This window comes from Paragemmobacter amnigenus (assembly GCF_009908265.2).
Taxonomy (GTDB): Bacteria; Pseudomonadota; Alphaproteobacteria; order Rhodobacterales; family Rhodobacteraceae; genus Paragemmobacter; species Paragemmobacter amnigenus.
Genome location: NZ_JAAATX020000002.1, coordinates 56,639 through 77,594 on the forward strand (window position 1 = coordinate 56,639; position 20,956 = coordinate 77,594).

24 protein-coding genes are annotated in these 20,956 nt (G+C 67.8%); 11 read left to right on the top strand and 13 right to left on the bottom strand.

What is annotated here, in order from left to right:
* Positions 1 to 38 precede the first annotated feature (38 nt).
* A complete protein-coding gene (locus GU927_RS02735; RefSeq protein ID WP_161760830.1) occupies positions 39 to 1,418 on the bottom strand; it encodes an L-serine ammonia-lyase in 1,380 nt (459 codons plus the stop codon).
* 2 nt (positions 1,419 to 1,420) lie between these two features.
* The gene (locus tag GU927_RS02740; protein ID WP_161760831.1) at positions 1,421 to 2,080 is read right to left on the bottom strand and encodes a glutathione S-transferase family protein; all 660 of its coding nucleotides are present in this window, start codon (positions 2,078 to 2,080) and stop codon (positions 1,421 to 1,423) included.
* A gap of 183 nt (positions 2,081 to 2,263) precedes the next feature.
* On the opposite strand from GU927_RS02740, the gene GU927_RS02745 reads away from it, so the two are divergent.
* The 7 genes from GU927_RS02745 (at position 2,264) to GU927_RS02775 (ending at position 9,133) form a co-directional block, all read left to right on the top strand.
* Positions 2,264 to 2,827: a hypothetical protein gene (locus tag GU927_RS02745; RefSeq protein ID WP_161760832.1), complete on the top strand. Its 564-nt coding sequence runs from the start codon at positions 2,264 to 2,266 to the stop codon at positions 2,825 to 2,827.
* Positions 2,828 to 2,921: 94 nt separating this feature from the next.
* Entirely contained in the window at positions 2,922 to 3,707 is a 786-nt protein-coding gene (gene rpiA, locus GU927_RS02750) for a ribose-5-phosphate isomerase RpiA (RefSeq protein WP_161760833.1), read from the top strand.
* Positions 3,704 to 5,062: a glutathione-disulfide reductase gene (gene gor, locus GU927_RS02755; RefSeq protein ID WP_161760834.1), complete on the top strand. Its 1,359-nt coding sequence runs from the start codon at positions 3,704 to 3,706 to the stop codon at positions 5,060 to 5,062. The genes rpiA and gor overlap by 4 nt, the downstream gene beginning before the upstream one ends.
* Positions 5,063 to 5,139: 77 nt before the next feature.
* Positions 5,140 to 6,345, top strand: coding sequence for an FtsH protease activity modulator HflK (gene hflK, locus GU927_RS02760; RefSeq protein WP_161760835.1), 1,206 nt, complete (start codon positions 5,140 to 5,142; stop codon positions 6,343 to 6,345).
* The gene (hflC, locus tag GU927_RS02765) at positions 6,342 to 7,247 is read left to right on the top strand and encodes a protease modulator HflC (RefSeq protein ID WP_161761108.1); all 906 of its coding nucleotides are present in this window, start codon (positions 6,342 to 6,344) and stop codon (positions 7,245 to 7,247) included. Before hflK ends, hflC begins: the two co-directional genes overlap by 4 nt.
* Entirely contained in the window at positions 7,244 to 7,438 is a 195-nt protein-coding gene (locus GU927_RS02770) for a DUF2065 domain-containing protein (protein WP_161760836.1), read from the top strand. The genes hflC and GU927_RS02770 overlap by 4 nt, the downstream gene beginning before the upstream one ends.
* 270 nt (positions 7,439 to 7,708) lie before the next feature.
* Entirely contained in the window at positions 7,709 to 9,133 is a 1,425-nt protein-coding gene (locus GU927_RS02775; RefSeq protein WP_161761109.1) for a DegQ family serine endoprotease, read from the top strand.
* A 48-nt stretch (positions 9,134 to 9,181) separates the two neighbouring features.
* Here the strand turns inward: GU927_RS02775 and GU927_RS02780 are convergent, their stop codons facing one another.
* The 3 genes from GU927_RS02780 to GU927_RS02790 are packed head-to-tail and all read right to left on the bottom strand — an operon-like array spanning position 9,182 to position 10,838.
* The gene (locus tag GU927_RS02780; RefSeq protein WP_217765513.1) at positions 9,182 to 9,820 is read right to left on the bottom strand and encodes an HD domain-containing protein; all 639 of its coding nucleotides are present in this window, start codon (positions 9,818 to 9,820) and stop codon (positions 9,182 to 9,184) included.
* Positions 9,817 to 10,404 (bottom strand): peptidoglycan-binding domain-containing protein, encoded by a 588-nt coding sequence (locus tag GU927_RS02785; RefSeq protein ID WP_232489106.1) that lies wholly within the window; start codon positions 10,402 to 10,404, stop codon positions 9,817 to 9,819. The genes GU927_RS02780 and GU927_RS02785 overlap by 4 nt, the downstream gene beginning before the upstream one ends.
* Before the next feature lie 44 nt (positions 10,405 to 10,448).
* Positions 10,449 to 10,838, bottom strand: coding sequence for an OB-fold nucleic acid binding domain-containing protein (locus GU927_RS02790; RefSeq protein ID WP_161761111.1), 390 nt, complete (start codon positions 10,836 to 10,838; stop codon positions 10,449 to 10,451).
* Between the two features lie 196 nt (positions 10,839 to 11,034).
* Here GU927_RS02790 and GU927_RS02795 point away from each other — a divergent pair, with 196 nt between their 5' ends.
* Positions 11,035 to 11,358, top strand: coding sequence for a 2Fe-2S iron-sulfur cluster-binding protein (locus GU927_RS02795; protein ID WP_161760838.1), 324 nt, complete (start codon positions 11,035 to 11,037; stop codon positions 11,356 to 11,358).
* Between the two features lie 3 nt (positions 11,359 to 11,361).
* On the opposite strand, the gene GU927_RS02800 is transcribed toward GU927_RS02795, so the two are convergent.
* The 3 genes from GU927_RS02800 to GU927_RS02810 all read right to left on the bottom strand — a co-directional run bounded on the left by GU927_RS02800 (position 11,362) and on the right by GU927_RS02810 (position 13,173).
* Positions 11,362 to 12,009: a Hint domain-containing protein gene (locus GU927_RS02800; protein ID WP_161760839.1), complete on the bottom strand. Its 648-nt coding sequence runs from the start codon at positions 12,007 to 12,009 to the stop codon at positions 11,362 to 11,364.
* Positions 12,010 to 12,145: 136 nt separating this feature from the next.
* On the bottom strand, positions 12,146 to 12,577 hold the full coding sequence (locus GU927_RS02805) for a DUF1178 family protein (protein ID WP_161760840.1): 432 nt from the start codon (positions 12,575 to 12,577) through the stop codon (positions 12,146 to 12,148).
* 80 nt (positions 12,578 to 12,657) lie between these two features.
* Positions 12,658 to 13,173: an NUDIX hydrolase gene (locus tag GU927_RS02810; protein ID WP_161760841.1), complete on the bottom strand. Its 516-nt coding sequence runs from the start codon at positions 13,171 to 13,173 to the stop codon at positions 12,658 to 12,660.
* Positions 13,174 to 13,367: 194 nt separating this feature from the next.
* On the opposite strand from GU927_RS02810, the gene GU927_RS02815 reads away from it, so the two are divergent.
* Genes GU927_RS02815 through thpR form a run of 3 tightly spaced genes read left to right on the top strand, consistent with a single transcriptional unit; the run spans position 13,368 to position 15,564 of the window.
* Positions 13,368 to 13,886 carry a glutathione peroxidase gene (locus GU927_RS02815; protein WP_161760842.1) on the top strand — a complete coding sequence of 173 codons (519 nt, stop codon included), beginning with the start codon at positions 13,368 to 13,370 and terminating at the stop codon, positions 13,884 to 13,886.
* Complete coding sequence (locus tag GU927_RS02820) at positions 13,883 to 15,028, top strand: acetoin utilization protein AcuC (protein WP_232489107.1); 1,146 nt, start codon at positions 13,883 to 13,885, stop codon at positions 15,026 to 15,028. Before GU927_RS02815 ends, GU927_RS02820 begins: the two co-directional genes overlap by 4 nt.
* Positions 15,025 to 15,564, top strand: a complete 540-nt coding sequence (gene thpR, locus GU927_RS02825; protein ID WP_161760844.1) for an RNA 2',3'-cyclic phosphodiesterase — start codon at positions 15,025 to 15,027, stop codon at positions 15,562 to 15,564. The genes GU927_RS02820 and thpR overlap by 4 nt, the downstream gene beginning before the upstream one ends.
* On the opposite strand, the gene GU927_RS02830 is transcribed toward thpR, so the two are convergent.
* From GU927_RS02830 to GU927_RS02850, 5 genes are all read right to left on the bottom strand, one after another.
* Complete coding sequence (locus GU927_RS02830; RefSeq protein ID WP_232489108.1) at positions 15,559 to 16,986, bottom strand: amidase; 1,428 nt, start codon at positions 16,984 to 16,986, stop codon at positions 15,559 to 15,561. The two genes, thpR and GU927_RS02830, sit on opposite strands and share 6 nt — an antisense overlap.
* A gap of 113 nt (positions 16,987 to 17,099) precedes the next feature.
* Entirely contained in the window at positions 17,100 to 18,125 is a 1,026-nt protein-coding gene (locus GU927_RS02835; protein WP_161760845.1) for an ABC transporter substrate-binding protein, read from the bottom strand.
* Positions 18,126 to 18,158: 33 nt separating this feature from the next.
* On the bottom strand, positions 18,159 to 18,962 hold the full coding sequence (locus GU927_RS02840) for an ABC transporter permease (protein ID WP_161760846.1): 804 nt from the start codon (positions 18,960 to 18,962) through the stop codon (positions 18,159 to 18,161).
* The gene (locus GU927_RS02845) at positions 18,955 to 19,869 is read right to left on the bottom strand and encodes an ABC transporter permease (protein ID WP_161760847.1); all 915 of its coding nucleotides are present in this window, start codon (positions 19,867 to 19,869) and stop codon (positions 18,955 to 18,957) included. Before GU927_RS02845 ends, GU927_RS02840 begins: the two co-directional genes overlap by 8 nt.
* Before the next feature lie 4 nt (positions 19,870 to 19,873).
* The gene (locus tag GU927_RS02850; RefSeq protein ID WP_161760848.1) at positions 19,874 to 20,938 is read right to left on the bottom strand and encodes an ABC transporter ATP-binding protein; all 1,065 of its coding nucleotides are present in this window, start codon (positions 20,936 to 20,938) and stop codon (positions 19,874 to 19,876) included.
* Positions 20,939 to 20,956 lie beyond the last annotated feature (18 nt).

Sequence of the window (20,956 nt, forward strand, 5' to 3'; positions counted from 1 at the left end):
AGCCGCCCGTCCCCCGCCCGTCCATCCCGAAACCGACATCAGCAGTTCGGCACGTTCACGGCCAATCCGCCAAGGCTGGTTTCCTTGTATTTCTCGTGCATGTCGCGGCCCGTCTGGCGCATCGTCTCGATGCAGACATCCAGACTGACCAGATGGATGCCATCCCCGCGCAGCGCCAGCGATGCCGCCGACACCGCCTTGATCGCGCCCAGACCGTTCCTTTCGATGCAGGGCACCTGCACCAGACCCTTCACCGGATCGCAGGTCATGCCCAGATGGTGCTCCAGCGCGATTTCCGCCGCATTCTCCACCTGCTCGGGCGTGCCGCCCAGCACGGCACACAGCCCCGCCGCCGCCATCGCCGCGGCAGACCCGACCTCTGCCTGACAGCCGCATTCCGCGCCCGAGATGCTGGCATTGTGCTTGACCAGACCGCCAATCGCCGCCGCCGTCAGCAGGAACTCCCCCACACGGCTGGACGACGCCCCCGGCACATGGTCCAGCCAATAGCGGATCACCGCAGGCACCACGCCTGCCGCGCCATTGGTGGGCGCGGTCACGACCTGCCCGCCCGCCGCGTTCTCCTCGTTCACCGCCATGGCATAAAGCGACATCCAGTCGTTGATCGTATGCGGCGGCGTCATGTTCAGCCCGCGCTCGGCCATCAGCGCGTCATGGATGCCCTTGGCGCGGCGGCGCACCTTCAACCCGCCGGGCAGGATGCCTTCGCCCGCCATCCCGCGCGTGATGCAGTCGTTCATCACCTGCCAGATCCGCTCCATCCCGCGGTCCAGATCGGTGGCAGAGCGGAACTTCAACTCGTTCGCCCGCTTCATCGCGGCAATCGACAGACCCGACGCCTTGGCCATGGCCAGCATCTCGTCGGCCTTTTCAAACGGATAGGGCACATCCGCCCGCGCCTTGGCCTTGGACCCGCCCGCCTCGGCCAATTCCCCTGCGGTCAGAACGAAGCCCCCGCCGATGGAATAATAGGTCTCTTCCATGATCACGTCGCCCTGCGCGTCCGTGGCCTTCAGGATCATCCCGTTGGCATGGCCCGCCAGCGCGGGGCCATAGTCGAAGACCAGATCCTTGCCCGGATCAAAGACCAATTCGCCCATCCCCGGCACGTTGATCACCTTGCGCGCCTTGATATCGGCCAGGGTCGCCTCGGCCTTTGCCGCGTCATAGGTCGCAGGCTCGAACCCCGCCAGACCAAGGATCGTCGCGCGGTCCGTCGCATGTCCCACGCCCGTGAAGGCAAGCGAGCCATGCAGCGACGCCCGCAGCCCGTGGAAATGGAAGGGCGAGGCGCGCATCTTCTCCAGAAACCGCGCCCCGGCCACCATCGGGCCCATTGTGTGGCTCGATGACGGGCCGACGCCCACCTTGAACATGTCGAAGACCGACAGAAACATCCCTAACCCTCCGGATCGGTGAAGAACCGCCCCGACAGCCCGTTGGCTGCGGCGGCCCTGATTGCGGCAGGCCGCGCCTCGCAGGCGGCGGCGATGGCATGGAGCGCAGGGAAGTCCTGCGCGGAAATGGCAAGATCGGCCGCCCAAGGGAAGGCCCGCATCCAGCGCAGGAGCATGGAAATGTATATCCCCAGCACCCCCGGCTGTGCGGGGTCCAGCCAGCGCGGGCGGGTTCCGGCCACTGCCTCCAGCGCGGCCAGTCGCTCCACCAGCCGCGCGCGGGCGACCCCGGCCACGATGCGGGCATGCTCCTCGCTGACGCGATAGGGATGGATCAGATCCATCACCACCGGATGCAGCCCGTTGTTGACGAAGACGAACCACGACAGGAAGGCCGCGCGGTCGCTTGCCCCCTGCGACGGCGCCAGCCCGTGCCGCTCGCCCAGATACAGAAGGATCGCCCCCGTCTCGAACATCGGGCCGTCCGGCGTGTCCAGCGCGGGCACCAGCCCCATCGGATGGCGCGCGACATGGTCAGGGGATTTCAGCGCGCCCGAGTCAGGGTCCAGAAAGACCGCCTCATAGGCCACGCCCGCTTCCTCCAGCGCCACATGGGCGGCCAGATTCGCGAAATCCTGAACTCCATACAACCGGTACGCCATGATAATTCCCGCGCCTCCCTGCGCCGCGACAAGATGCGACGCCACAATATGGTGCGTGGTGCGGAAAGCGACAGTCTTGCGACCTATTCCGCACGAAGGACCGCTTTGCCCCCGCGCGCGTTCACCTTGCGTTAACCCGATGCGCGCACCCTCCGCGCAGACCCCTCCAGAACGGAGCCGCCGATGATCCGCCCCCTGCTTGCCCTATTCCTCCTCCTCCCCGCCCTGCCCGCCACTGCCCAGCAGGCCGATGTGCAGACCGCCCTTGCCACCCTGCCGCCGGATGTGGCCGAACGCATCGCCGCCCGCCCCGACCGCTTTGCCGATACTGCGATCGACCTCATCCACGGCCATGGCACGGGCGGGGCCATAGACGCGGCGGGGATCGACCGCGCCCTCGCTCTCGACCGCGCCTTCTTCCGCACCCGCGCGCTGCGGTCCTTCCACGAATCCGACCTTGACGCCGACGGTGCCGTCGCCCTGCCCGAAATCACCGCCCGCGCCGCCACCCTGACACCCCCCGCCCGCGCCCGCCTGCTGCGCGACCGCGACGCCGCCGACACGGATGCCGACGGCACCCTGACGCCCGACGAACTCCGCGCCCATGCCACCGCCGAAGCCGCCCGCGCCACCCGCCCCGAGGACGAGGCGCTCCTGCGCGCCATCCTTGCCTTCGACGGCGATGGCGACGGGCGGGTCACCGCGGCGGAAATCCGGCAGGCCACCGACGCCCTTTCACAGGGCTGACCGCGGCGCGGCAGCGGGGCAGGGCGGCAATTCGCCCTTACACCACCCGCCCGCTTTGCCTATAAGCATGGGCACGACCGCGAAGGAGTTGCCCATGCCCGCCGAACTTTCCCCCATCGACAAGGCAAAATTCGTCGCCGCCAAGCGCGCGACCGAATTCGTCGAGGACGGCATGAAACTGGGCCTCGGCACGGGGTCGACCGCCGCATGGATGGTGCGCTGCCTTGCCGAACGCATCCGCGAGGAAGGGCTGAAGGTCGTGGGGGTTCCCACCTCCACCCGCACCGCCGAACTCGCCTCTTCGCTGGGCGTGCCGATCGCCTCGCTCGACGATGTCAAATGGCTTGACCTGACCATCGACGGGGCCGACGAATTCGACCCCAACCTCGCGCTCATCAAGGGCGGCGGCGCGGCGCTGTTGCAGGAAAAGATCGTCGCCACCGCCTCGGACCAGATGATCGTCATCGCCGATGCCGCCAAAGAGGTGGCCCAGCTCGGCGCCTTCCCCCTGCCCGTGGAAGTCATCCCCTTCGGCTGGCAGACCACCAAGGCCCTGATCGAGGAGACGCTGGTTTCCCTCGACGTCCTCCACCGCGACTGCACCCTTCGCATGAACGGCGACCGCCCGCTGGTGACGGACGAGGCCAACTTCATCATCGACCTGCACCTCAAACGCATCGGCAACCCGCGCCAACTTGCACTGGTGCTGAACCAGATCCCCGGTGTGGTGGAAAACGGGCTCTTCATCGACATCTGCGACATCGTGGTGATCGGCCATGGCGACGGCCGCGTCACCGTGCGCGACATCAATCAGGGGACCGAGGGCGAAGAACAGGTCCACTTCGCCCCGACCGACAACATCTTCGCGGATATGGAATGACGTTCGACACCGACCTTTTCGTCATCGGCGGCGGGTCCGGCGGGGTCCGCGCCGCCCGCATCGCGGCGGCCGAGGGCGGCGCGCGTGTGGCACTGGCCGAGGAAAGCCGCATGGGCGGCACCTGCGTCATCCGCGGCTGCGTGCCGAAAAAGCTGATGGTCTTCGCCTCCGCCTTCCCCGAACTGGTCGAGGATGCCGCCGCCTATGGCTGGCGCGTGAAATCCGAAGGTTTCGACTGGCCGAAATTCCGCACCTCGCTGGAAGCGGAACTCGACCGTCTGGAAAACGCCTATCGCAACACGCTGAAATCGGCAGGCGTGACCATCCACGACGCCCGCGCCACCGTGGTGGACCCCCACACCGTCCGCCTGTCCACCGGCGAGACGGTCACGACCAAGCACATCCTCATCGCCACCGGCGGCTGGCCCTTCGTCCCCGACATCCCGGGGCGCGAGCTTGCCATCACCTCGAACGAGATCTTCCACCTCGACACCCTGCCGAAACGCGCCCTTGTTGTGGGCGGCGGCTACATCGCGTCGGAATTCGCCTGCATCCTGCACGGCCTTGGCGTGGAAACCACCCAATACTACCGCGGCGCGGCGATCCTGCGCGGCTTTGACGACGAATCCCGCGGCCATGTCGCCAATGCCATGCAGGCGCGCGGCATCGACATCCATTGCGGCACCGATGTCCTGCGTCTGGAACAGACCGCCACCGGCATCCGTGCCGTGGCGACCGACGGGACGGAACGGGAATTCGACCTCGTCCTCTACGCCACCGGCCGCCGCCCGAATTCGGTGGGGCTGGGCCTCGAAGAACTCGGCGTCAAATTCGGCCGCAATGGCGAGATCCTCGTGGATGACTGGTCCCAGACCGCCGTCCCCTCGATCTATGCCGTGGGCGACGTGACCGACCGCGTCAACCTCACCCCCGTCGCCATCCGCGAAGGCCACGCCTTCGCCGACACCGTCTTCCGCGGCGTGCCCACGCGCTTCGACCACGACCTGATCCCCTCTGCCGTCTTCACCCAGCCCGAACTCGGCAGCGTCGGCCTGACCGAGGAACAGGCGCGCGAGCAGGAAGAGATCGAGGTCTATTCCGCCACCTTCCGCCCGATGAAGACGCTGTTTGCAGGCCGCCCCGACCGCGTGCTGATGAAGCTGATCGTCAGCGCCGCCACCCGCAAGGTTCTGGGCTGCCACATCGTCGCCCCCGACGCGGGCGAGCTGATCCAGCTTGCCGCCATCGCCATCCGCATGGGTGCGACCAAGGAAGACTTCGACCGCACCGTCGCCGTCCATCCCACGATGGCCGAGGAACTCGTGACGATGCGAAAGCCGACCCGAAAAGCCTGACGCGGGGCATCGACTGCTTGAATTCGCCGCGCGCATGACCAGTTTAAAGCCGGAAGACAAGAAAAAGGGTACGATCTATGGCAGGTAGCGGAGGTCCGTGGGGCGGCGGTGGCGGCCCGGGCGACGACGACCGGAACAATGGCGGCGGGCGCGGCGGCGATGATCGCCGCGGCGGCAACCGCAGGCCCGGCGAAGGCGGCCCCCAGATCCCCGAGATCGACGAGATCATGAAGAAGGGTCAGGAACAGCTGCGCGTCCTGATGGGCGGTCGCAACCGCGGCGGCTTCAATGGCGGCGGTGGCGGCGGCGGGCGCGATCCGAACGGCCCGCTCCTCACGAAGCAGGGCCTGATGCTCGGCGCGCTGGCAGCGGTCGGCCTCTGGGCCTTCATGTCTTTCTACACGGTCCGGCCCGAAGAACGCTCGGTCGAACTTTTCCTTGGCGAATTCTCGGCTGTGGGCAATCCGGGCCTCAACTTCGCGCCCTGGCCCGTGGTCACTGCAGAAATCGTGTCGGTGACGGGCGAACGCACCACCGACATCGGTGCCGTGGGCGACGGGGCCATCGGTGACGGGCTGATGCTGACCCGCGATCAGAACATCGTCGACATCGGCTTTCAGGTGGTCTGGAACGTGGCGGACCCCTCCGCCTTCCTCTTCAATCTCGCCGATCCTGACGACACGATCCGCGCGGTGTCGGAATCCGCCATGCGTGACATCATCGCGCGCTCGGAACTCTCGCCCATCCTTAACCGCGACCGCGGCGTCATCGCGACCGACCTTCAGGCCGCCGTGCAAGGCACGCTCGACAGCTATCAGGCGGGCATCAGCGTGATCCGCGTCAACCTGCAACGCGCCGCCCCGCCCCGCGAAGTCATCGACAGCTTCCGCGAAGTGCAGGCCGCCCAGCAGGAACGTGACCGGCTGGAGAAAGAGGCGGATGCCTATGCCAACCGCGTGACGGCAGGCGCACGGGGTGAGGCCGCGCGTCTTCTGGAAGAAGCCGAAGCCTACCGCGCGCAGGTCGTGAACGTGGCACAGGGTGAAGCGTCCCGCTTCCTGTCGGTCTACGAGGAATATGTGAAGGCGCCGGAAGTGACCCGCCGCCGCATGTATCTGGAAACGATGGAAAAGGTGCTGGGTGGCATGAACAAGGTCATCCTCGATGGCGTCGCCTCCGGCGAAGGTGGCGGTCAGGGCGTCGTGCCCTTCCTGCCGCTCAACGAACTCAACCGTCCGGCCCCGGCACAGGGCGCTGCCGCTACCACCGGAGGGACCAACTGATGAAAAGCGCGATCCTTCTACCCATCGTCGCCATCCTCGGCGCCGCGGCCCTTTCATCGGTCTTCATCGTGGACGAGCGCGAAAAGGTGCTGGTGCTGCAATTCGGTCAGGTCAAGCAGGTCAAGCAGGACCCCGGTCTGGGCTTCAAGCTTCCCCTGATCCAGGAAGTCGTCCGCTACGACGGACGCATCCTCGGCCTGCCGACTGCCCCGGTCGAAGTCACCATGCTCGACGACCGCCGCCTCGTCGTCGATGCCTTCGCGCGCTGGCGCATCACCGATCTCGTGGAATTCCGCGAAGCTGTCGGCGCGGGGGGCGAGCTTCAGGCGCTCCGCCGTCTTGAAGGCATCGTGAACCCCGCGATCCAGCAGGTTCTGGGTTCCGTCCCCTCCAGCCGCGTGCTGTCCGAGGACCGGACCGCCCTGATGAACCAGATCCGCGACATCGCACGCCGTCAGGCGGCCGCACTGGGGATCGAAGTCATCGACGTCCGCCTCACCCGCACCGACCTGCCCGAACAGAACCTCGAGGCGACCTTCGCCCGGATGCGCGCCGAACGCGAACGCGAGGCGGCGGATGAAATCGCCCGCGGTGGCGAAGCCGCGCAGCGCGTCCGTGCCAGTGCGGACCGGACGGTCGTCGAACTCACCTCCGACGCCCGCCGTCAGGCCGATGTCATCCGGGGTGAGGCCGACGCCGAACGTAACGCCATCTATGCCGAAGCCTTCGGCCGCGATCCGGAATTCTTCGCCTTCACCCGCTCGCTCACCTCCTACGAACGCGCGCTGCAATCGGGGAATTCGTCGATCGTCATGCAGCCCGATAGCGAATTCTTCGACTATCTTCGCTCTGACGGTGGCCGCGGCAACCCGCCCGGCGGGGCCGCGCCCGTTCAGGAATGAGCTGGGTCCTCCTCGGCCTTGGCCTTGTCTTCGTGACAGAGGGGCTGGCGCTTGCGCTGGCCCCTTCGCGTGTCGAACAGGCGCTGGCCTTCCTCGCCTCCCTTCCGGCCGAACGCGCCCGCCAGATCGGCCTTGCCGCCGTGGCGGGGGGCACGCTCCTCGTCTGGATCGCGCAGCGCCTTCTGGCCTGACCGCCGCCGCCGCCCGCATCCGCGCTTGAAACATTTGCCCCCGCAGGTTCACATGGTCTTGAGAGCCCGCGACCCGGTTTGCATTGCGTTCCGCCCTGCCTAACTGATGATGCAGAAGTGCTCCGCCGGACGGCCGGTCAGTGACCGTCGGCAGCCAAACGAAAGGAGTTCGGAGTGCACCCCAACAATCACGCCAAGGCGATCCCCGCAGATCACGGGGTTGCCGTTCCGCGTTCCGTTCCGCGCCTCTTCCTCGCCCTTGCGCTGGGCATGTCGCTCGCGCTGGGCTCCGCGATGGATGTCGCCGCCCGCACGGCACCGGAAAGCTTTGCCGATCTCGCCGAACAGATCAGCCCCTCGGTGGTGAACATCACCACCTCTGCCGTCGTGGCCTCGCCTGCCGAAGGTGGCCCGATGGTCCCCGAAGGCTCCCCCTTCGAGGATTTCTTCCGCGACTTCATGGATCCCGAAGGCGGCGGCCCCGGCGGCCCGCAGGAACCCCGCCGGTCCGAGGCGCTGGGATCGGGCTTCGTCATCTCCGAAGACGGCTACATCGTCACCAACAACCACGTCATCGAAGGCGCGGACGAGATCGAGGTCGAATTCTTCTCGGGCAACCGGCTCAAGGCCGAGATCGTGGGAACCGACCCCAAGACCGACATCGCGCTACTGAAAGTCACCTCCGACACCCCGCTTCCCTTCGTGCAGTTCGGCAATTCCGACCTGATGCGCGTGGGCGACTGGGTCATGGCGATGGGCAACCCGCTGGGTCAGGGCTTCTCGGTCAGTGCGGGCATCGTCTCGGCCCGCGGGCGCGAGCTGTCGGGGACCTATGACGACTACATCCAGACCGACGCCGCCATCAACCGCGGCAACTCGGGCGGCCCGCTGTTCAACATGGACGGGCAGGTGATCGGCGTGAACACCGCCATCCTGTCGCCCAATGGCGGCTCCATCGGCATCGGCTTCTCCATGGCCTCCAACGTGGTGTCCAAGGTCGTCGACCAGCTCAAGCAGTTCGGCGAGACCCGCCGCGGCTGGCTGGGCGTCCGCATCCAGGACGTCACCCCCGACGTGGCCGAGGCGATGGGTCTGACGGACGCCAAGGGCGCGCTGATCACCGACGTGCCCGACGGTCCGGCCAAGGATGCGGGCATGCTCGCCGGTGACGTCATCACCACCTTCGACGGCAAGGAGATCGGCTCCGTCCGCGACCTGACCCGCACCGTGGCCGACAGCCCCGTGGGTGCCGCCGTTCCGGTGATCGTCCTGCGCGACGGCAAGACCACCACGCTCTCCGTTACCCTTGGCCGCCGCGAAGAGGCCGAGGCCGACGAAGCCGTCCCCGCCGCCGCCGGCGCACCCGAAGAGCCGAAGGAACTGGAACTCCTTGGCCTGACGCTGGCCCCGCTGACGGCGGAAACCGCCAAGTCGCTGGGTCTGGACGCCGATGCCAAGGGTCTGGCCGTGACCAAGGTCGATCCCCTGTCCGAGGCCGCGACCAAGGGCCTGCAGGAAGGCGATGTCATCACCGAGGCAGGCCAGCAGCCCGTCGAACGGATCGAGGATCTCGAGGCCCGCGTGACCGAAGCCCGCGATGCAGGCCGCAAGTCGCTGCTCCTTCTGGTGCGCCGCGGCGGCGATCCCCGCTTCGTCGCGCTCGGCGTGGATGAACCCGCCCCCGCCGAACAGTGACGGCGCAGGGATCGGCAGGCAAAAGGGGCGGCACGGTCCGCCCCTTTTTCATTCGATCTCGGATAGAAGCCGCGTGCGGAAACTGGCCATCCACTCGGCCCGCTCTGCCGCCATGGCGCGGCCCGTGGCGGTCTGCATCGTCTCGGCCACGCGGAACAGCTTGACCTCCAGATGATCCAGCGCGAACCGCCGGTCATCCAGCGCCCGCCCCATCGCCATCGGGTCGGCAGCGTCGAACAGCCCGCCCCCCATCTGCCCCGCCACCAGAAACATGCGCGCAATCCCGATCGCCCCCAGCGCCTCCAGCCGGTCGGCATCCTGCAGGATGCGCGCCTCCGGTGTTTCGGGCGCGATACGGGCGGAAAAGCTGTGCGCCGCGATGGCGTGATGCACCGCCCCCAGCCGCGCCGCGTCGAATCCCAGCGCCGCCAGTTCCCGCACCGCCAGATCCGCCGACAGGACCGAGGCCCGCGCGCGGTCGGGGTTGTCCTTGGGCAGGTTCACCGCATCGTGGAAATAGGCCGCCGCCGCCAGCACATCGGCATCCGCGCCGCTCTCGTCCATCGCGATCAGACGGCAGGACCGCCAGACGCGGTCCAGATGGCCCAGATCATGCGCCCCGTCCGCCGCCGCACCGGCCCACAGCTCCGCGATGCGCGCCCGCGCCCGCGCGGCCCAGAGGGTCACAATTCCTCCGGCGACACGGTCACCAGCCCCAGCTCGCGCGCCGCCGTCAGCGACAGCCGCGCGCTGTCCAGCCCCCGCTCGGCCTGAAACCGCCGCACCGCATCGCGCGTGCCCGCATCCATCGCCCCCGTCAGCGGCAGCAGATACAGCCCCCGCGCCTTCAGCGCCCGTTGCAGCGTGGTGACGAATTCCAGCGTGTATTCCGCGGGGCAGGGGGCACGGAACCAGATTTCCTCGCGGTCGCGCAGGATGCGCGTGCGCGTATCGGTGCGATAGGTGGCAGGCGTCAGCAGCGCGCCATCCGGCCCCCGCGTCTCGGGCGAGACGACGACCTGTTCCGTCACCGTCTCGATCACCGCGGGCGTCACATCGCTTTCCCAGCAGGCCCCCGCGGGCTTTTCCGGCGGGCCGGGACGGTCCAGCCGCACCACTTCCGCCGACAGATCGCGCTTTTCCGGCGCGGGCAGCGCCGCGCCCCCGGGCCTGCAGGCCGCCAGCGCCAGCACCGCCAGCATCACCAGACCTGCCTGCCGCATCGCGTCCCGCCCTCCGTCCGGTTCGCCCGGATCAACCGCGCGCACCATAGCGGCAAAGCCCGCCCCCTGCCAACACTCCGCAGGCGCCCGCCTCAGGGCTGGTCCCCCGCCCGCACGCCGTCATGGCGGAAATCGGGGCGCAGCAACTGGTCCAGCATGGCCGACAGGTCCTCGATCACCTCGGCCACCACATGCACCACCCCCGCCTCGCGCTGCACCCGCCCCGTCACCCGCAGCATCCGCCCCGCGATCACCGCGCGGCGGTAACGCTCGTATACCTTGGCCCAGACCACCACGTTGCAGGTGCCCGTCTCGTCCTCCAGCGTCACGAAGATCACCCCCTTCGCCGTGCCGGGCCGCTGGCGCACCAGCACCAGCCCCGCCACGCAGACCCGCGCGCCCGCCGGCGGCTCGTCCAGCCGCGCCGCCACCAGCGCGGCAGGCGGGCGCGGCCACGACCCCGGCCGCGCAAGGGGCCGCATCCAGTCGGTGATCGGGCGATGGGCAGGGGGCAGGGCAGTCATGAGAACAAATATAGAACAAATCCCCGCCGGGACAAGCCGCCCCGCCGCACCCCGAACCTGCCCCCCTGCGCGTCAAGCCGCCACTGGCAAAGCCCGCGCGAATGGCCTATGTCGGGCAGGAAAGCGCATATCTGGCGAAAACGGACAGGGTAGAATGGCGAAGATCACCTATGTGGAACATGGCGGCAAGGAACATGTCGTCGAGGTTGCAAACGGCCTGACCGTCATGGAAGGCGCCCGCGACAACGGCATCCCGGGGATCGAGGCCGATTGCGGCGGCGCCTGCGCCTGCTCGACCTGCCACGTCTATGTCGATCCCGCCTGGGTCGACCGCCTGCCCAAGAAGGACAGCATGGAGGAAGACATGCTCGACTTCGCCTGGAACCCCGATCCGGTCCGCTCGCGCCTGACCTGCCAGCTCAAGGTGTCGGACGCGCTGGACGGCCTGCGCGTGCAGATGCCCGAAAAGCAGATCTGACGCCTACGCCGCCAGCAACAGACGGGACGCCTCTGCCGTGGCGCAGGGGCGGACCGTCCCGCCCAGCAGCGTGCCTTCCCAGAACTCCAGCCCCAGACCGGGGAAGATCGCCATGATCTCGGCCAGTGTCTCGGGCGCGACCTGACCGGCATCGGCGGCAAAGGGGTGATAGCTTTCGGTCGGCGCGCCCTCGGCAAAGACGATCTCGTGCCGGTCGAACAGCAGGTGGAAATATTCTGCCGTCTCCTGCGGCTCCACCCGCACCCGCGCGCCATCCACCAGATCGACCGCCGCCGCCAGAACCTCCGGCTCTCCGGTCATAAGCTCGGCCCGCCAGCCGGTCACCACCATCCGGTGATGCGGCGACACGCGGATCGGGCGCGAATTGCCCAGAACGCCAGCCTCCAGCACCACCGGCGCCAGCCGCCCGCGCGCGTCGACCGTCTTGGACAGCACCCGCCGGACCGGCTGCAACCCGCGGTCCAGCGTCTCGACCAGCATCCCCTCCTCGATCTCCTCGATCGCGACCAGCCCCTCCGCCGTCTCGATCCGCGTCCCGCGCAGGAAACAGGCCAGTTCCGTCGTCCGGAACACCTCGACCGCCAGCGTCACCGCCCGTTCGGCCATCGTCTCGCGCAGAACCTCGTCCATCACTCGCACTCCACACATGGGCAACACGCCCGACAAGGACGAGACTCGCCCCCGATTGTGCCCGAAATGCGGCAGCAACGGCGCGATGCGCGGGAATATGGTTAACAAAACATGGCGACTCCGCCGCAGGCGTAACTCAATTCGCCTTGCGCGCGGGCAGGAAGGGCAGGGGGGCGACGGGCACCCCTTCCTCGATCAGCTTCTTCGCCTCCTCGGCCCGCGTCTCGCCATAGATGGCGCGTTCGGGCGCGTCTCCGGCATGGATCGCCCGCGCCTCGGCGGCAAAGTTCATCCCGACATATTCGGAATTCGCCTCCACCTGACGGCGCAGCTCGGCCAGCGCCGCCTCAAGCTCGGACGCCGGCTCCTGCAGCGACGGTCGCGCCGCCACCTCGGCCCTGCGCGCGGGCCGCACGGCGGGGGCCATCAGCGCCTTCTCCACCTCGGCCGACCCGCAGACCGGACAGGTCACATGCCCCGCAGCCTTCAACGCGTCAAAGGCCTCGCCGGAACGGTACCAGCTTTCAAAGGCATGATCGGCTGTGCATCTCAGGCTGAAACGGATCATTCCGGTCTACCCGCTGACGGGGGTTAAGGTGGATCTCATACCCGATCTGGGCGATCAGGCGCGTCATTCAAGACCGAAGTTCAGGCAGATGCAACCTGTCCCGCCGCCGTCGCCACCGCCATGGCGGCAGCATCCAGCACCGACGCATCCTCCGCAATCGCCTGCAACAGCGCCCGCAACTCGGGTTCCGCCACCAGCCGCGCCGCACGTTCTGCCCCGAACCAGCGCCGCCGCCGCTCTTTCCGCTCGGGAAAGCGCGCGGCCAGCCCCTCCACCCGCAACGGATAGACGGTCACCACGCAGGGCAGCGCCTCCTTGGTCTTGCGCGTCTTGGCATAGGCATAAAGCCCCAGCGCCTCTGCCGCCGGAGCACCGGTCACGCCCGCCTCTTCCCACGCTTCCTGCGCCGCCGACTGGGCCGGTGTCTTGCCCTCGATGGGCCAGCCCTTGGGGATCACCCACCGCCCCGTGTCGCGGCTGGTGATCAGCAGAACCTCAGCCCGACCCCTGTGCATCCGCCAGCACAGCGCGCCGAACTGGCTGCGCGGCCCCTCATCCCCGTGGCCGAGGAAATGGCTCGTCCTGTTGCGTTTCATATGTCCCGCCCGATCATTCGATCCGGTTCTTGGTCCGGGTATTTCCTGCTCAACGACAGTATATGGCATTTGTTTCGCCCGATTTCCACAATTCCCGCAGCCCGCCGCGTCCGACTGCGACGAAAGGGGTGTTTGACCTCGCCCCCGCCCGCCTTACCTTTCGGCTGCAAGGCAATCTTTTGGACAAAGCTCATATGCGCGCGCCCCTTTTCCCCCTCGCCCTGATCGCCGCCACCCTGCCTGCTGCCGCCTTTGCGGGCTTCACCTTCCCCTCCATCGATGGCGGCACCATCGACCTTGACGGCTTCAAGGGCCGCCCCGTCCTCGTGGTCAACACCGCCTCGCTCTGCGGCTTCGCGCCCCAGTTCGACGACCTGCAGTCGCTTCATGACGATTACGCCGCGCGCGGTCTTGTCGTACTGGCCGTGCCCTCCGACGATTTCCGCCAGGAACTCGCCTCCGCCGCCGAGGTAAAGGAATTCTGCGCCGTCAATTTCGACCTGACGATTCCGATGACGGATATCACCCCCGTCCTTGGCGATCAGGCCCATCCCTTCTACAAATGGCTTGCCGAGACCGAAGGGTTCACCCCCGGCTGGAACTTCAACAAGGTGCTGCTCGACGGCGAGGGCGAGGTTGTCGCCACATGGGGCAGCGTGATGCGCCCCACCGCCGCCCCCGTGGTCGACAGGATCGAGGCCCTGCTTCCGTGACAGCCCCACCTCCGGCTGCTGGACGGGCGGCCATTCCAGCCCCGCTCTTCTTCGGCTCCGGCATCTATCGCGGCTCCTCCTATGGCCGCCACCACCCGCTGCGCGTTCCCCGCGTGTCTACCGTCATGGACCTCTGCACGGCTCTGGGCTGGTTGCCCCCCGACCGCTTCCGCACCAGCCCCCGCGCCAAACCTGCGGCCCTTGCGGCCTATCACACCCCCGCCTATCTCGCCGCCCTCCAGCGGGCCGAAGAGACGGGGCAGGTCGATGACGACACCCGCGCCCGCCACAACCTCGGCACCGCCTCCAATCCCGTCTTCCCCGAGATGTTCCGCCGCCCCGCCACCGGCGCGGGCGGGGTGATGCTCGCCGCCGAACTCCTCGCCACCCACGGCGCGGGCACGATCCACGTTCCCGGCGGCGGCACCCATCACGGCCTGCCCGACCGCGCCAATGGCTTTTGCTACCTCAACGACCCCGTCCTCGCCCTGATGGCGCTGCGCCGCGCGGGGCTGCAACGGCTCGCCTATGTCGATCTCGACGCCCACCACCCCGACGGGGTGGAGCCCGCCTTCGCGGGTGACCCCGACACCCTGATGATCTCGGTGCACGAAGAAAACCGCTGGCCCTTCACCGGCCGGCTGACCGATGACGCGGGCGGCAATGCCTTCAACCTCCCCGTCCCCCGCGCCTATAACGACACCGAGGCGCGGGCGGTGCTCCACACCCTCATCCTCCCCCGCCTTGCCGCCCACCGTCCGGATGCCATCGTCCTGCAAATGGGCGCCGACTCGCTCCTCGAAGACCCGCTCTCCCGCCTCGCCCTCTCCAACCGCGCCTATCTCGAGGCGTTGCGCGAAATCCGCCCCCTCTCGCCCCGCCTCCTCCTCCTCGGCGGGGGCGGCTACAACCCGTGGTCCGTGGGGCGATGCTGGTCCGCGCTCTGGGCCACCCTCGCGGGCCTCGACATCCCCGACCGCCTGCCCGACGATGCCGCCCACGTCCTCCGCGCCCTCTCATGGGGTGGCGGTGGCCGCCCGCCGCCGGACCCGCACATGACCGAAACCCTCCTCGATCCCCCCCGCGAAGGCCCGATCCGCGACGACCTCCGCGACCGCCTCGCCCATCTCGCGGCCCGATGATCCGCGCCTTCCTCGCCCTTCCCCTGCCCGAACAGGCGCTCTCCGCTCTCCGCGTGCAGCAATTCCTGCTGCCCCTCCCGCGCAAGGTCGACCCCGACGGCTTCCACCTCACCCTCGTTTTCCTGGGCGAACAGCCCGAACCCGTGCTTCAGGCCGCCCACGACCTCTTCGCCGAAATCCGCGTCCCGCCCTTCCCGCTGTCGCTGCACTCCCTCGGCCTCTTCGGCGGCACCAAACCCCGCGCCGCATGGGCAGGCGTGTCCCCCTCCGAACCGCTCCACCGCCTGCAAGCCAAACTCGACCACGCCGCCCGCAGCGCCGGCATCGCAACCGAGGCGCGCCGCTTCACCCCCCACGTCACCCTCGGCCGCTTCCCGCCCCCGCCGCCCGAGGAAACCTTCCGCCTAGAACGAGCCATCGCCGCAGGCGCGACCTTCGCCACCCCCGCATGGACGGTGGACCACTTCTGCCTCTACGAAAGCCGCCAGACCAAACAGGGCAGCGTCTACAGCGAACTCGCCCGCTACGACCTATAGCGCGGGGGGCCGCTTCCCCGGCCAATCCGTCGCCAGATGGTACTGATGCCCCATCGCCAGCACCTTCGCATCCGCCCCATGCGCGCCGAAGACCTGCATCCCCATCGGCAGCCCCGCCGCCCCGAACCCCACCGGCAGGTTCAGGCAGGGCAACCCCGCCAGCCCGGGCGGGATCATCACCTCCATCCAGCGGTGATAGGTGTCCATCGCCACCCCGTTGATCGCCTGCGGCCATCGCCAGTCGATCGGGAAGGGCCAGACCTGCGCCGTGGGCAGCACCAGCAGGTCATAGTCCGCCAGCAGCTTCGCCGCCCGCGCATACCACCGCGACCGGATCACGCTTGCCGCATGGAACTCCGCCGCCGTCACCCGTGCTCCCTGCTCGATCTCCCACAGGCTTTCGGGCTTGATCTGCGCGCGCTTCGCGGGGTCGGCATACATCGCCTGCTTGTCCCCCGCATTCAGCATGGCGCGGATCGTCACCCACGAATACCACAGCTTCTCGGCCGGAAAGGGCGGCGCGACAGGCTCCACCACCGCCCCCATCGCCTCGAAGACGCGCAAGCCGGCCTCGCACTGCTCCAATATCCCCGGCTCCACCTGCCACGCGCCCCCCCAGTCGCCCAGCCAGCCGATCCGCTTGCCCTTCATCTCGATGCCCAGCCGGTCCCCGAACGGCTCCCACGCCCGCCCGAAGGGCACCTCGGGGTTCACCCCCGCCTGCACCTCCAGCAGCCGCGCCAGATCCTCCACCGTCCGCGCCATCGGGCCTTCCGTCGCCATGGTCGCCAGAAACGTATCCCCCACCGCATCCGCAGGCACCAACCCGTAACTCGGCCGGAACCCATAGACGTTGTTCCACCCCGCAGGATTGCGCAGCGACCCCATCATGTCCGACCCGTCCGCCACCGAAACCATCCGCGTGGCCAGCGCCACCGCAGCCCCCCCCGAACTCCCCCCCGCCGTGCGGTCCGGCGCATAGGGATTGCGCGTCACCCCATGCACGGGGTTGAAGGAATGGCTGCCATGCCCCCATTCCGGCGTATTGGTCTTGCCGATGAAGATCGCCCCCGCCGCCCGCATCCGCGCCACCAGCAGGTCGTCCTTCACCGGCACATGGTCCGCAAACAAAGGCGACCCCCATGTCGTCCGTATCCCCCGGACCGCCATCAGGTCCTTCACCGCCATCGGGATGCCATGCAGCCACCCCGCCCGCGCCGCTCCGTCCGCCGCCCGCGCCTGATCCATCAGCGCATCCGCATCGGGCATCGACACGATCGCATTGACCGCCCCGTTCACCGCCGCCACCCGCGCCAGCGTCGCCTCCATCACCTCCGAAGGCTTCACCTCGCGCGCCGCGATCAGCCGCGACAGCGCGGTCGCGGAAAGCTCAACCAGATCCATGCTCTTCATCTCGGCCATAAATACTCCGGGGGCGCGGGGGCTGGCCCCCGCATGGAACGGGCGCGGGCATCCAAGCCCGCGCCCGTGACCTCAAAGCCTTGTGCCGCAGCCATTGGCTGCGGCACGCCGCATCACTTCTGCAACTCGGTCCAGATCGCCGTCACATATTCCTGCGCCTTGCCGGTGCAGGTGGGCAGGAACACGCCCGCCGCCTTGTGCTCTTCGGGGATCACCACCTCCGGCGCGGTCTTCATGTCCTCGGGCATGAAGGCTTCGGACCCCGCGATCCCGTTGGCATAGCGCGCAAAGGCCGAAATCATCGCCGCATTCTCCGGCACCATGATGAAGTCGAGGAACTTGTAAGCCTCCTCGACATTCTGCGCGTCCGCCAGCAGGGCGACGGAATCCATGAACAGCGGATAGCCTTCCTTCGGATAGCCATAGGCCACGGTCGGATTGGCGATGCGCGCCCGCATGGTCGACCCGTTCCAGTTCACACTCGCCGCCCAGTCACCATTCGACAGCCGCTCGGTCGCGCCGTAATCCATGCTGATCCAGTTGGGCTTGGCCGCCACCAGCAGGTCGCGCGCCTTCTTCAGCACCTCGGGGTCTTCCGAACAGGGCTCGCCGCCCGCATACATGGTGGCCATGGCCACGATGTCGTTCATCTCGGGCACGACGTTGATCTTGCCCTTCAGTTCTTCGGGAACTTCAAGGAACACCGCGCTCGTGTTGATGTCGCCCGGATAGACGGCGGTATCCACCGCGATCCCGGTCGATCCCCACTGCCACGGCACCGTATGCGCGCGGCCCGGATCCCAGGCCACATCCTTCCATTCCGGTGCGATATTGCCGTGGTTGGGCAGCTTGGACAGGTCCAGCGGCACGATCAGACCCTTCTCAACCCAGATCGGCACATAGTTCGCCGACGGCACCACAAGGTCAAAGCCATGCCCGCCCGCCTCGACCTTGGCCAGCGCGGTGTCGTTGCTGTCATAGTCGGTGACCGTCACGGTGATCCCCGTCTCGGCCTTGAACTTCTCCAGAAGCTCGGGGCTGGTATAGTTGCCCCAGTTGTACAGGTTCAGTTGCCCCTCCGCCTGCGCGATGGCGGTCGTCGCCAGCAGCAGTGCGGTTGCACCCAGCAGTTTCTTCATTGCAGTCGCTCCCATGTTGAAGTTTTCCCCTTTTCAGTCCCGCTTTCTGGTGAGCAGGAAGAACGCCGTCAGCAGCACCACCGTCAGCCCCAGAAGCGCGGTCGAGATCGCGTTGACCTCGGGCGTCATGGTCCGGCGCAACTGGCCAAGCATGTAGGTGGGCAGCGTGTCCTGCCCCCCCGATTTCACGAATTCGGTGATGATGACATCATCAAGGCTGATGACGAAGGCCAGCATCGCCCCGGCCAGTATCCCCGGCCCCAGAAGCGGCAGCGTCACATGCCGGAAGGTCTGCCAGGGCGTCGCGTAAAGATCGCCCGCCGCGGTTTCAAGGCTCAGGTCCATCCCCTCCAGCCGCGCGCGGATGGGCAGATAGGCAAAGGGGATGCAGAAGGCCGAATGGGCCAGGATCAGGTAGCCAAGGCCCTGATACCCCGTCGCCTGCTTGACCATCCCGAACAGGATCATCAGCGCCACCGCAGTCACGATCTCGGGCACCATCAGCGGCTGGTTGATGGCGACATAGATGAAGGTCTCGCCCCGGAACTTCGCGCGCCGCGTCGTGCCCATGGCGGCCAGCGTGGCGACCGTCGTGGAAATCAAAGCCGCGCAGACCGCGATGGTCAGCGACCGCACCGTCGCATCCTTCACCGCCTGATTGGCCCATGCCTTCTCGTACCAGTGCAGCGAGAACCCGCTCCACACCGCCACCGAATTGCCCTCGTTGAAGGAAAAGGTGACCAGCGCCGCGATGGGCAGGTAAAGCATCACGAATGTCGCCACGGCGATGGTGGCGAAACCCGGTATCCGCGCGATCTCGAACCGCCGCTCAGCCATGCGGATTGCTCCCCCGGTTGGCCGCCCGCACATAGACCAGCAGCGCCGCCGTCACGATCACCAGAAGCGTGACCGACAGCGCCGCGCCCAAGGGCCAGTTGCGCCCCGCAAGGAACTGCAACTCGATGAAATTCCCGATCATCATGTTCTTGCCGCCGCCCAGCACCCGCGGCGTCACATAGGCGCCCAGCGACGGCACGAAGACGAGGATCGACCCCGCCACGATGCCCGGCTTCACGATGGGCAGGATCACCCGCCGCAGCACCTGCCAGCGGCTGGCGTAAAGGTCATACCCCGCCTCCAGAAGCCGCATGTCGAACCGGTCGATCGCCGCAAACAGCGGCAGCACCATCAGCGGCAGATAGACATAGGCCATCCCGATCAGCACCGCCACGTCGGTATAGATGATCGCAAGCGGCCGCTCGATGATCCCCGACCACATCAGCGCGGTGTTCAGCACCCCTTCCGCGCGGATCACCTCCATGATGGCAAAGGTGCGGATCAGAAGGTTGGTCCAGAACGGGATGGTGATCAGGAACAGCCACATCGCCCGCTGCTGCGCGGGCCGCGTCGCGATGAACCACGCCGTCGGGAACCCCAGCCCGAACGCCACCAGCGTCGTCAGGATCGACAGCTTCACCGACCGCCAGAAGATCGTCAGATGCGCGTCCGCCAGCCCCAGCGTCCCGTCGAAGATGTCGCGCGTGAACAGGATGCTGACCCAGCCGTCCCAACTGAACTCCCACACCACATTGCCGTACTGCCCGGGCGTCAGGAAGGAATAGATCACGATGATCGCCAGCGGCCCGATCGCCGCCACGGCCAGCAGCGCCAGCGCGGGCATCGACAGAAGCCACCCGTTGCGGGCCGATTGCCGCCGCAGCCGTTCCTCTGCCGCGCTGCTCATCGCCTCAATCCTCCAGAACCTGCGCCGCGCCGGACGCAAAACGGATGCCGACGGTCGATCCTTCCTCGATCCCCGCCTCGCCGCTGGCAGGCGATTGCACCCGCGCCACGACCTCGGTCCCGTCGGCCAGCGCCAGATGGCAATGCGTATCCGTCCCGAAATAGACCAGCATCCTGACCGTCGCCACGATGGCCCCCGACTCCTCCGCCGCCACGATCCGCACCTGTTCCGGCCGCACCGCCAGCGTCACCGCGCCCTGCGCCGCCGTCTCCACCGCCACCACATCGCCCGTGGACAGCCGCACCCCGCCCGACACCACCGTCGCAGGCAGGAAATTCGTCTCGCCGATGAAACTGGCGACAAAGCGGTTCACGGGCCGCGTATAGATGTCCCGCGGGCTGCCCACCTGCTGCAACTTGCCCGCGCTCATCACCCCGATCCGGTCGCTCATCGTCAGCGCCTCTTCCTGATCGTGGGTCACGAAGATGAAGGTGATCCCCGTTTCGGTCTGCAACCGCTTCAGCTCGACCTGCATCTCTTTCCGCAGCTTCAGGTCCAGCGCGCTCAGGGGCTCGTCCAGCAGCAGCACCTTGGGCTGCGGCGCCAGGGCCCGGGCCAGCGCCACCCGCTGCTGCTGCCCGCCCGACAGCTGGCTGACCTTCCGCCCCGCCATCGCCTCCAGCTTCACCAGCGCCAGCATCTCGGCCACCCGCGCCTTGACCTCGGCCTTGGGGCGGCCCTGCATCGTCAGGCCAAAGCCGATATTCTCGGCCACCGTCAGATGCGGGAACAGGGCATAACTCTGGAACACCGTATTCACCGGCCGCCGGTTCGGCGGCAGGTCGGTGATATCCGCCCCGTCCAGCAGGATCGTGCCCGATGTCGGCATCTCGAACCCCGCGATCAGCCGCAACAGGGTCGTCTTGCCGCAACCCGAAGGCCCCAGCAGCGTGAAGAACTCGCCCTTGCGGATCTGGATCGACACATCGTCCAGCGCGCGCACGACATGTTCGCCCTGCCCGAAGGCCTTGACGGCGTGACGGGCTTCGATCGTGACGGCTTCGGTCACTCTGCGGCGCTCCCCTTT

What these genes read in the sequence shown, in the direction of transcription:
- GU927_RS02735 (WP_161760830.1), bottom strand. Translation starts at nt 1,418, where the DNA reads ATGTTTCTGTCGGTCTTCGACATGTTCAAGGTGGGCGTCGGCCCGTCA.
- GU927_RS02740 (WP_161760831.1), bottom strand. Translation starts at nt 2,080, where the DNA reads ATGGCGTACCGGTTGTATGGAGTTCAGGATTTCGCGAATCTGGCCGCC.
- GU927_RS02745 (WP_161760832.1), top strand. Translation starts at nt 2,264, where the DNA reads ATGATCCGCCCCCTGCTTGCCCTATTCCTCCTCCTCCCCGCCCTGCCC.
- rpiA (WP_161760833.1), top strand. Translation starts at nt 2,922, where the DNA reads ATGCCCGCCGAACTTTCCCCCATCGACAAGGCAAAATTCGTCGCCGCC.
- gor (WP_161760834.1), top strand. Translation starts at nt 3,704, where the DNA reads ATGACGTTCGACACCGACCTTTTCGTCATCGGCGGCGGGTCCGGCGGG.
- hflK (WP_161760835.1), top strand. Translation starts at nt 5,140, where the DNA reads ATGGCAGGTAGCGGAGGTCCGTGGGGCGGCGGTGGCGGCCCGGGCGAC.
- GU927_RS02770 (WP_161760836.1), top strand. Translation starts at nt 7,244, where the DNA reads ATGAGCTGGGTCCTCCTCGGCCTTGGCCTTGTCTTCGTGACAGAGGGG.
- GU927_RS02775 (WP_161761109.1), top strand. Translation starts at nt 7,709, where the DNA reads ATGTCGCTCGCGCTGGGCTCCGCGATGGATGTCGCCGCCCGCACGGCA.
- GU927_RS02785 (WP_232489106.1), bottom strand. Translation starts at nt 10,404, where the DNA reads ATGGTGCGCGCGGTTGATCCGGGCGAACCGGACGGAGGGCGGGACGCG.
- GU927_RS02790 (WP_161761111.1), bottom strand. Translation starts at nt 10,838, where the DNA reads ATGCGGCCCCTTGCGCGGCCGGGGTCGTGGCCGCGCCCGCCTGCCGCG.
- GU927_RS02795 (WP_161760838.1), top strand. Translation starts at nt 11,035, where the DNA reads ATGGCGAAGATCACCTATGTGGAACATGGCGGCAAGGAACATGTCGTC.
- GU927_RS02800 (WP_161760839.1), bottom strand. Translation starts at nt 12,009, where the DNA reads ATGGACGAGGTTCTGCGCGAGACGATGGCCGAACGGGCGGTGACGCTG.
- GU927_RS02805 (WP_161760840.1), bottom strand. Translation starts at nt 12,577, where the DNA reads ATGATCCGTTTCAGCCTGAGATGCACAGCCGATCATGCCTTTGAAAGC.
- GU927_RS02810 (WP_161760841.1), bottom strand. Translation starts at nt 13,173, where the DNA reads ATGAAACGCAACAGGACGAGCCATTTCCTCGGCCACGGGGATGAGGGG.
- GU927_RS02815 (WP_161760842.1), top strand. Translation starts at nt 13,368, where the DNA reads ATGCGCGCGCCCCTTTTCCCCCTCGCCCTGATCGCCGCCACCCTGCCT.
- thpR (WP_161760844.1), top strand. Translation starts at nt 15,025, where the DNA reads ATGATCCGCGCCTTCCTCGCCCTTCCCCTGCCCGAACAGGCGCTCTCC.
- GU927_RS02830 (WP_232489108.1), bottom strand. Translation starts at nt 16,986, where the DNA reads ATGGCCGAGATGAAGAGCATGGATCTGGTTGAGCTTTCCGCGACCGCG.
- GU927_RS02835 (WP_161760845.1), bottom strand. Translation starts at nt 18,125, where the DNA reads ATGAAGAAACTGCTGGGTGCAACCGCACTGCTGCTGGCGACGACCGCC.
- GU927_RS02840 (WP_161760846.1), bottom strand. Translation starts at nt 18,962, where the DNA reads ATGGCTGAGCGGCGGTTCGAGATCGCGCGGATACCGGGTTTCGCCACC.
- GU927_RS02845 (WP_161760847.1), bottom strand. Translation starts at nt 19,869, where the DNA reads ATGAGCAGCGCGGCAGAGGAACGGCTGCGGCGGCAATCGGCCCGCAAC.